The organism is Halorubrum sp. ASP1 (genome assembly GCF_005435135.1).
GTDB lineage: Archaea > Halobacteriota > Halobacteria > Halobacteriales > Haloferacaceae > Halorubrum > Halorubrum tropicale.
On the sequence record NZ_SGUA01000061.1, the window covers coordinates 1 to 450 of the forward strand.

The 450-nt window shown below is 52.4% G+C and carries 1 protein-coding gene; it reads right to left on the minus strand.

Annotated features, from left to right (window positions below; translation table 11 throughout):
* Nucleotides 1–349: hypothetical protein (locus EXE48_RS18245; protein ID WP_137712177.1), on the minus strand; the 349-nt coding region annotated here is incomplete at its 3' end.
* Between the last annotated feature and the right edge of the window lie 101 nt (nt 350–450).

Genomic DNA, 450 nt, shown 5'->3' on the forward strand with positions numbered 1-450 from the left:
GTTCTAGGGCGAGTATTTCTTCGTTCTCGTGATTGTTCTCCAGTTCTTGGACCTGTTGCTGCATGGCTTGGGCCATCATCTGGTTCTGACCTTCCAGGGATTGGGCGAGCTCCTGCATTTTCTGCATAAGGGCCTGTGTTTCCTGGAATTCGGCCTTCATTTTCTGCATCCGTTTCTGGGCGAGAGCTTGGAAGAGCTGTTCTAGGTTTTGGGATTGGACTTGTTGCGGGGTGCTGTGTTGGAGTTCGTTGATGTCGATTTGGATGTCTCCGCTTCCTTGGGAGACGACTGTGACGTCGGTGTTTCCGTTCTGGTTCGAGATCTGGATTCGGGTTTTCTGGTGGTTCATTGTTCGATGAGTCTGTGTTCGGTCGGGGTTGCGTGTACGCGGATTTTGGCGTCGAGGCGTCCGCTGACTTTCATTACGGCTTCTGAGTACTGTGCGTCGGT